The organism is Candidatus Zixiibacteriota bacterium, from assembly GCA_020853795.1.
Taxonomy (GTDB): domain Bacteria; phylum Zixibacteria; class MSB-5A5; order CAIYYT01; family CAIYYT01; genus JADJGC01.
Window position 1 is genome coordinate 1 of record JADYYF010000197.1, and the last position, 7,539, is coordinate 7,539.

Sequence of the window (7,539 nt, forward strand, 5' to 3'; positions counted from 1 at the left end):
CTCAGTTACATTTTCACCTTCACGGAGGCGCCGCCAAGCTGTCCGGAGTGGTCGGCGGGATGTGGGGCGCCGCGGTAAAGGGGCGGCAGTTGTAATTCAGAGGCGAAGGATCATCACCCTCACCCCCGACCTCTTTCCCAGAGGGAGAGGGACGTCGGGGTCGTTCGCGCGGAGGCGGGAAACCGGAACAGCGTGTGCGGCAGGTCTTCGGGGCGCAGGATTTGGGATGATGGAGGTCGCAACCGAGACCTGCCCTACTCGAGCTTCAACCCACCTCAATCCTGAGTGCCACACCGACTAAATTTCGTGATTGGCCTTTGTGGTTAGCCCATGTGGTTGGCCTTCGCGGTTAGCCCTTGATGTTGCCGATGGGGACGAGTTTGGCGACCTTGCGGGAGATGCCGATATCGTCGACGGCGCTGATGACGTCGTCGATCTGCTTGTAGGCGAAGCCGACCTCCTCAGCGAGACCGCTCAACGAGGCAGCGCGCACCATGATGCCATCCTCCGCCATTTTCTGGATCAACTCCGAGCCCCGCACCATCTTCTTGGCCTGCATGCGCGACATCGTACGGCCCGAGCCGTGCAAGGTTGAGCCGTAGGTTTCGTCCATCGCGCGGGAAGTGCCGACGAGCAAGTACGAGCCGGTCTGCATCGAACCGCCGACCAGCACCGGCTGGCCGATATCGCGATACTTTTCAGGGACATCGGGATTGTCGGGGCCGAAGGCGCGGGTAGCACCTTTGCGGTGCACGATGACCTTCTGCTTTTTCCCGGCGATATCGTAGGTCTCGATCTTGGCGATGTTGTGGGCGACATCGTAGATCGTCTCCAGTCCGAGTTGGTGTTCCGGAATGCCGAGGACTTCGACAAAGGCCTGGCGGACGTGGTGGACGATGATCTGGCGATTGGCGAAGGCGTTGTTGGCGGCGCAGGCCATGCCCTTGAAGTAGGACTGCCCTTCCGGCGAATTGAACGGCGCGCAGGCGAGTTCGCGGTCGTTGGTGCGGATGCCGTATTTTTGCATCGCCTTAGCAAAGACCTGCAAGTGGTCGGTGGCGACCTGATGTCCGCAGCCACGCGAGCCGCAGTGGATCAGGACGACAATCTGGTTGGGGCGGTCGATGCCGAAGCGGCGGGCGATTGCCTCGTCAAAGATGTTCTCCGGTTTGATGACTTCGATTTCGAGGTAGTGATTGCCGGAGCCGAGCGTGCCGAGTTGCGAGCGACCGCGCTCAGAAGCCTTCTCGGAGACCTGGTCGGGATCGGCGTTGGGAATCTGGCCACGCTGTTCGACCGACTCGCGGTCGGCGTTATAGCCGTAGCCATTCTTGACGCACCAGTCAACGCCCTCGACGAGGACGTTGGCGAATTCCTTCTTGGATAGATGCACCGAGCCTTTGACGCCGACGCCGGCCGGAACAAGTTGAAAGAGCCGGTCGAGCAGTCGCGGCAGTTTGGGCTGGATTTCCTCGAGGGTGAGATTGGTGCGGATCAGGCGCATGCCGCAGTTGATATCGAAGCCGATGCCGCCCGGCGAGATGACGCCGTCGTCCAGCGAGAAGGCCGCGACGCCGCCGATCGGAAAACCGTAACCCCAGTGGCCGTCGGGCATGCAGAGGGCATGGCCGACGATGCCGGGAAGCATGGCGACGTTGGTGACCTGCTCGAAGACGCCGTCATCAAGTTGCGCGAGCAGTTTCTCGCTGGAGTAGAGTCGCGCCGGGACGCGCATCCCGGGTTTGCAGCGGGGATCGATTTCCCAGACACCGTCGCGAATCTTGGTAACCGGATACTTCATAGGTCGAGCACTGCAGTCGCAGTGAATCCTTCGGCGGTTTGGGTGATTGCCAAACGGTGATACGTGACGGCCTTGACATCCGTGTGTGTCTGGCTACGGAGGTTGTCGAGCGAATCGCCGCGAACGGTGGCGCTGACGGTGAAGGAGGCCGGATCGACGGCGACTTCAAAATCGGAATAGAGCTCGCTGTGAATGTCTTTCAAATAGACGAGTTCGGCCAGCCAGGAAAAGAGGAGTTCCTCGATGCCATCAGCCATGACGGTCAGCTCGCGCGACTGCAGCGGTTGAATCGACTCCAGAGGTGCCATGACGTTGAACATGGCGGCGGCGGCGTTGGCAAAGAGTTCGCCCAGGGAGGCGCCGTAGGCCTCGAAGGCGGCGTCGGCGGTGGCGACGTCCTCCAGATACCGGAATCTACTTTTTGCCACTGCCCTTGGGACGGTCGAGCCAGAAGCCGAGCACGATGCCGATGCCGACGGCAATCAGGATCAGGACAGTCAACGGCATGGTGAAGTAGAAGAATGTGAACTGGATACGGACGTGGCCGGAGTTCTGGACCAGGAGGACGACCGTCAGCAGGATCAGGATGATGATGAAGGCTTGCTTGCCGGTGAACATGCCGTAAGATAAAAAAAGAGCCGGCCTTGCGAAAGGCCGGCACAAATAAAACGATCTGAATTCGTTACGCTTTTATGATACAATCAACCGGACAAATGGCGACGCAGCGGCTTCCGCCGTCCACACCCGCACACTCGTCACACTTGGCAGCATCAATCACGTAGATATCCCCTTCGGAAATGGCGTCGTTGGGGCACTCCGGCAGACAGAGTCCACAGGCCGTGCATTCATCAGTGATTTTCATCGCCATACTATCAAAACCTCCTGCGACAGCGTGAAGTCGATGCGTCAGTCCTCTGCCGCATCGCTTGTGAATATACACACAAGGTATCGGCACGCAAGCGTAAAAATGCTCATTTAGTCCTGTTTTGCGCCGCCGAAATCCTGAAGTTGCCGAGACGTCGGGAGAGCAACCACAACACCACTGCAGCGGCGATCGCAACCAGAAGTCCGATAACGCCATGCTGGGGAATTGTGAGCACGCCCTTCTGCAAGAATACTCCTTCCCAATTGAACAGAGTCTTGAATCCGATCGGAATTAGATAATAAACGGCTTGAAGCCTCCCGCCCAGAATGATCCCGAACATCGCGCCGCAGATACCGTTGATACCGATCGAGGCGAATTTGTGAATCAGGTCGGCTTTGTATTGCAGGGAGCCGTCCGGAAGGAAGGCAGTAAGATTCATAGCCTGCATCACTCCATAGCCAATACCGCACGCTGCGCCGATGGCAATGGCGACGGCGGCATTCTTGAAGGGGCGAACCGTGGACGCGGCCGCGACCGGGATGACGATCGCGATCAATTCGACGAGGGCGAAGATCAGCGCGGAGCCGAGCAAGGTCAGATAGACGCTGGCGGAAGGCGAGCGTGGGTTGATCGCGAAGCCGAAGTAGGCGCTCTGGATGGCGGGCAAGATCTGGATTGACAGCCAATACAAACCGATGCCGGCCAAGAAGACGATGGCGACAGCCGGAGCGCGCCATTCCTTGCGGCAGTAAAAGACCATCCAGGCTGCCGCCAGGGCCGCCAGGATCAGATAGTTCGGAAAGCGGTCAAAGAGCAGTGCAAAGAACGATCGGCGTTCGATTTGAGCGGATTCGCCGGCGGCCAGGCGCGTGACAGTGATTTCGTTGGCCTTGTCGACGGCTTTGAGCAAGCGGCCGGCGTCGTCGATGTAGAAGACCTGATTGACGGGATCGAGACGGAGGACTCTGACGCGGAGGTCCTCCCCGCCGAAGCTGAGTCGTTCGTTGGGCATGACGGTGATGCGCAGCGGCAGCAGTTGGTTCAACTGCGGGATCATGGCATCGACAAAGACCGAGTCGCCGGGCTCGCGATTGATGAGATACATGGCGATTTCCCACTGCAGGGCGAAATTGTTGTCGAGCAGGATCGGCCAGCGCTGGGTCGGGATCGAGAATGGTTGATCGACGCCGAGGCGGACCGATTTGCCGAAGTACTCCTTGCCGGTGAATGTACCGGTGTGAGTCACGGTGGCGTTGAGTAGTTTGAGCTCAAAGTCGTAACGGCGCGGGAGGCCGTTGGGACGATAGCCGATTTCGGAAGTGACGTCGAGATCGAGGGTGCGGCCGGAACGCTCGAAGATCGACTTGGTCGTCATGGTGAAGTAGACCAGCGAATCGTCATCGGTCTGTCGCCAGCCGAGGCATTCGGCGCGCTGGTTGCCGATCGTCTTGCCGCGCCTGTCGATGCGGAATTCGACGACGTCGCCCGCCTTGTAGCGGTCTTCCAGACGCAGCGGGCGCGGCTGGGCGAGGGTTGTTGCGGCAAGAGCGAGAAGCAAAATTGCGGCGAATGCGCGCGATGCGAGAGTCATAGGCTTGGCAATATAGGGGCATTTCAAGGGGCGACAAGGGGTATTTGGGTCGGTAGTCATCGGGGACTTCGGCCGACACACCCCGTCTCGAGCCCGCCTGATGGGCATCAGGAGTGGTTTCGAGACGAGTCGTGGAGTGCGGATGGTGTTGATGTTGCGAGGCGGGCTCGATCCACCCCTCTCAAGAGGGGAATGATTCTCTGGTGGTGAGTACAGATGTCGCGGCGCCCGGTGTTGTCATCGATGAGCTCCCGGTAGGATAGACATTCTTGTCTGCCGGAGTGGATTCGTCGTGGCCGATGTCAGACAGGAATGTCCGACCCACCAGAATCGCGGGTTGTGAGAAGTACCAGACAGGAATGTCTGACCTACCGGAGAGGACTGTGGGGAGCGCCAGACTGAGATGACGCGGCGGTGGTTATTCGTCGCGGCGGACGCCGGTGAAACGGACGACGAAGATCGAGACTTCGTAAAGGATGTACAGGGGGACGGCCAGCAGCAGCATGCTGAAAGCATCAGGGGTGGGCGTGATCAGGGCGGCGACAACGAGGATGATGACAATGGCGATGCGGCGGCCTTTGCGCAGAGTCGAGGGCGCGATCAGGCCGATCTTGCCGAGGAAATAGGCGATGATGGGAAGTTGAAAGACGGCGCCGAAAGCGACACACATCCAGAAGACAAAAGAGAAATACTCGGAAACGTCGATCAGCGGCAATAGATTCGGGGTGGCGAAAGAACGCAGAAAATCCATCGCCTGTGGGATGACGAGGAAGAAGCAAAAGGCCCAGCCACCGAAAAAGAAGAAGGTGCCGAGGATCGTCACCGGAATCAGGTATTTGATTTCGCGTTTGTAAAGACCGGGAATGACGAACATCCAGAACTGATAGAGCACGACCGGAATCGCGAGCACGAGGCCGGCGAAGCCGGCGACTTTCAGCCGGATCATAAAGGCGCCGGTGGGCTGGCGGAAATAGACGGTGCCGATCGGTTTGATCAGGTAGTCAACGAGCTGTTCCGAGAAGAAGTAAGCGGCGACGGCGAAGACGAGGATCGCAACGATGACCTTGATCAGGCGCTGGCGCAGCTCCTCGATGTGGCCGAGAAACGGGAGTTCCCCGCCCTGCCCGTCCTGCTCGGTCTGGTGAACGTCAACCATGCGGCGCGGCTATTTCAGGAGATTCTTGAGTTCGTCGACGAACTCGGTTTTGTCCTGGAACTTGCGGTAGACCGACGCAAAGCGCACGTAAGCGACCTCATCGAGATTGCGCAGACGCTCCATGACCAACTCGCCGATGACCTTGGAGGAAACCTCGGTCTTGTTCATTTTGAAGAGTTCGTTTTCGACGTCTTCAACGAGCGCGAGGATGTGCTTCTCGGAGACGGGGCGTTTGGCGAGCGAGATCTGGATTCCGCGCAGGAGCTTGGTGCGGTCGTAGGGTTCACGGCGCTCGTCGGACTTGATGACGGTCAGGGAGACGCGCTCGACGTACTCGTAGGTGGTATAGCGTTCGCCGCAGGACTGGCACTCGCGGCGGCGGCGGACGGCGATCCCCTCCTGCACCGAGCGCGAATCGATAACCTTGTCGGATTCTTCACCGCAAAACGGGCACTTCATGCAACAGCCTCAACTGCAAGGGTCATTCCGACGGGCTTGGCAAAGCGCGCAGCGGCGCTGCCCTGGTTGACAAATATTTCCACGGTGTCAAAACCGGAGATGATCGCGGCGAGGTCGACGGCGGCGGCATAGCTGGCGACGAACTGGATATCGCGCGCCGGGCCAATGGTGCAGCGCAGATGCTCGGGCGCGACGCCCGAAGGCAGATCACGGCGGGTGATGTTGCTGATGAGATTGCCGAACTTGTCGACGTAAACGATTTCACCGATAACGCCGCGATCGTTGCGCAGCAGGCTGGGCTGCGGGAGGATGGCATACGAACTGATCATCGGGCCGACTCCGGAGAGCGGTGTTCCCTGCGCCAGTTGCGCGGCGATCGGCGCCATGATATCGCGGCCATGAAACGTGGCGCCCACGGATTGCGGAGAGAGAACTTCATTGCCGACGGAATGAACGGTTTTTTTATCAAACTGCGCAAGCACGGAACTGAGGACACCGTTGTCGGGGGCGACGAAAGTGTAGCCGCCGGCGGCAGCGGCGAGGAGGCGGCGCTCGGTACCGACGCCGGGATCGACGACGACCAGAAAGACGGTCGCGGGCGGAAAGTAGCGATACGACTTTTCGAGCAGAAAGGCTGCCGAGCGGATATCAAAGGAGTTGATGTGATGGGTGATGTCGATGATGTCGGTCGCGGGTGCAACAGTCTTGATGGCGCCCTTGAGCATACCGACGAAACCGTCGTTGAGGCCGTAGTCGGTCAGGAGCGCAATCGTGCCCACGGCGGCGGCCTCACTCCGAGGTGTTTTCCGGGGTCTGCTGGCGCGTCTCGGCAATCAGCCAGTCGAGGTAGTGCGCCGAGCCGTCGATGATGTCCATCGCGATCACCTCGGGGACATCATAGCCGGAGAGTTCCTGGAGGACTTGCCGGATTGAGGGGACGTGATCCTTCTGCGACTTGATGATCAGCAGAAACTCGGAATCGGTGTTGATCTTGTCCTCCCAGCGATAGATCGAGGTGACGCCGGGAACGATATTGACGCAGGCGGCGATGCGTTGCTCGACCAGGGCCAGGGCGACCTGGCGCGCCTTAGTCTCATCGGCGCAGGTCGAATGCACAATCACGGGCTGACTCATGCTTACTCCTTGAATTCGCGGCCCAATTTTTCGCGCACCGACTTGAGCTTGCGGTCCATGGTGCTCTTGCCGCCGGCGCGGTCATCGATGGCGATGCGGGTGTAGACGCGCGGGGCCGCGGCGCGGACGGCATCGTGGCATTGTTTAATCAGCGCCAGGCACTGCTCCCAGTCACCTTCGATGATGGTGCCCATAGCGTGGGTACGGTAGTTGAGGCCGGAGCGGTCGATGATGTCGATGACTTTAGCGACCTCTTTGGACACTGATTCGCCGACACCCATCGGTACGATTGAGAATTCCACCAGCATCGCGACTCCTAATGCAGGACCTGCGGGACGACATCCCCGTCAAAACGTTCGAGATAGAGCGGGAAGCGGTCGCAGAGCGTCTCGACATCGCGGCGGACGCGCGCGAGTTCGTCCTGGTTATCGAGGTTCTTGATGGCGCGGTCGATGAGCGCCGCGATCTGTTTCATCTCGGCTTCCTTCATGCCACGCGTCGTAACGGCAGGCGCGCCGATGCGAATGCCGGAG

11 protein-coding genes are annotated in these 7,539 nt (G+C 59.6%); all 11 read right to left on the bottom strand.

Features of this window, described 5'->3' with window-relative positions; all coding sequences use genetic code 11:
- Window positions 1-349: 349 nt before the first annotated feature.
- Window positions 350-1,801 carry an RtcB family protein gene (locus IT585_14795; protein MCC6964517.1) on the bottom strand — a complete coding sequence of 484 codons (1,452 nt, stop codon included), beginning with the start codon at window positions 1,799-1,801 and terminating at the stop codon, window positions 350-352.
- Window positions 1,798-2,229: an archease gene (locus IT585_14800; GenBank protein ID MCC6964518.1), complete on the bottom strand. Its 432-nt coding sequence runs from the start codon at window positions 2,227-2,229 to the stop codon at window positions 1,798-1,800. Before IT585_14800 ends, IT585_14795 begins: the two co-directional genes overlap by 4 nt.
- A complete protein-coding gene (locus tag IT585_14805; GenBank protein MCC6964519.1) occupies window positions 2,216-2,419 on the bottom strand; it encodes a LapA family protein in 204 nt (67 codons plus the stop codon). The genes IT585_14800 and IT585_14805 overlap by 14 nt, the downstream gene beginning before the upstream one ends.
- A 64-nt stretch (window positions 2,420-2,483) precedes the next feature.
- Window positions 2,484-2,669, bottom strand: a complete 186-nt coding sequence (locus IT585_14810; protein ID MCC6964520.1) for a 4Fe-4S binding protein — start codon at window positions 2,667-2,669, stop codon at window positions 2,484-2,486.
- Between the two features lie 103 nt (window positions 2,670-2,772).
- Window positions 2,773-4,224, bottom strand: a complete 1,452-nt coding sequence (locus IT585_14815; protein MCC6964521.1) for a hypothetical protein — start codon at window positions 4,222-4,224, stop codon at window positions 2,773-2,775.
- Window positions 4,225-4,675: 451 nt separating this feature from the next.
- On the bottom strand, window positions 4,676-5,413 hold the full coding sequence (tatC, locus tag IT585_14820; protein MCC6964522.1) for a twin-arginine translocase subunit TatC: 738 nt from the start codon (window positions 5,411-5,413) through the stop codon (window positions 4,676-4,678).
- A 9-nt stretch (window positions 5,414-5,422) separates the two neighbouring features.
- Window positions 5,423-5,872: a transcriptional repressor NrdR gene (gene nrdR, locus IT585_14825; protein ID MCC6964523.1), complete on the bottom strand. Its 450-nt coding sequence runs from the start codon at window positions 5,870-5,872 to the stop codon at window positions 5,423-5,425.
- Entirely contained in the window at window positions 5,869-6,651 is a 783-nt protein-coding gene (locus IT585_14830; GenBank protein ID MCC6964524.1) for an SAM-dependent chlorinase/fluorinase, read from the bottom strand. The genes nrdR and IT585_14830 overlap by 4 nt, the downstream gene beginning before the upstream one ends.
- Before the next feature lie 10 nt (window positions 6,652-6,661).
- Window positions 6,662-7,006, bottom strand: coding sequence for a divalent-cation tolerance protein CutA (locus IT585_14835; protein MCC6964525.1), 345 nt, complete (start codon window positions 7,004-7,006; stop codon window positions 6,662-6,664).
- 2 nt (window positions 7,007-7,008) lie between these two features.
- A complete protein-coding gene (locus IT585_14840) occupies window positions 7,009-7,314 on the bottom strand; it encodes an MTH1187 family thiamine-binding protein (protein MCC6964526.1) in 306 nt (101 codons plus the stop codon).
- Window positions 7,315-7,322: 8 nt separating this feature from the next.
- A partial coding sequence (locus IT585_14845) for a hypothetical protein (GenBank protein ID MCC6964527.1) occupies window positions 7,323-7,539 on the bottom strand: 217 nt, incomplete at its 5' end.

Coding starts and splice junctions, on each gene's coding strand:
- tatC (MCC6964522.1), bottom strand. CDS start 5,413: ATGGTTGACGTTCACCAGACCGAGCAGGACGGGCAGGGCGGGGAACTC.
- IT585_14835 (MCC6964525.1), bottom strand. CDS start 7,006: ATGAGTCAGCCCGTGATTGTGCATTCGACCTGCGCCGATGAGACTAAG.
- nrdR (MCC6964523.1), bottom strand. CDS start 5,872: ATGAAGTGCCCGTTTTGCGGTGAAGAATCCGACAAGGTTATCGATTCG.
- IT585_14805 (MCC6964519.1), bottom strand. CDS start 2,419: ATGTTCACCGGCAAGCAAGCCTTCATCATCATCCTGATCCTGCTGACG.
- IT585_14795 (MCC6964517.1), bottom strand. CDS start 1,801: ATGAAGTATCCGGTTACCAAGATTCGCGACGGTGTCTGGGAAATCGAT.
- IT585_14840 (MCC6964526.1), bottom strand. CDS start 7,314: ATGCTGGTGGAATTCTCAATCGTACCGATGGGTGTCGGCGAATCAGTG.
- IT585_14810 (MCC6964520.1), bottom strand. CDS start 2,669: ATGGCGATGAAAATCACTGATGAATGCACGGCCTGTGGACTCTGTCTG.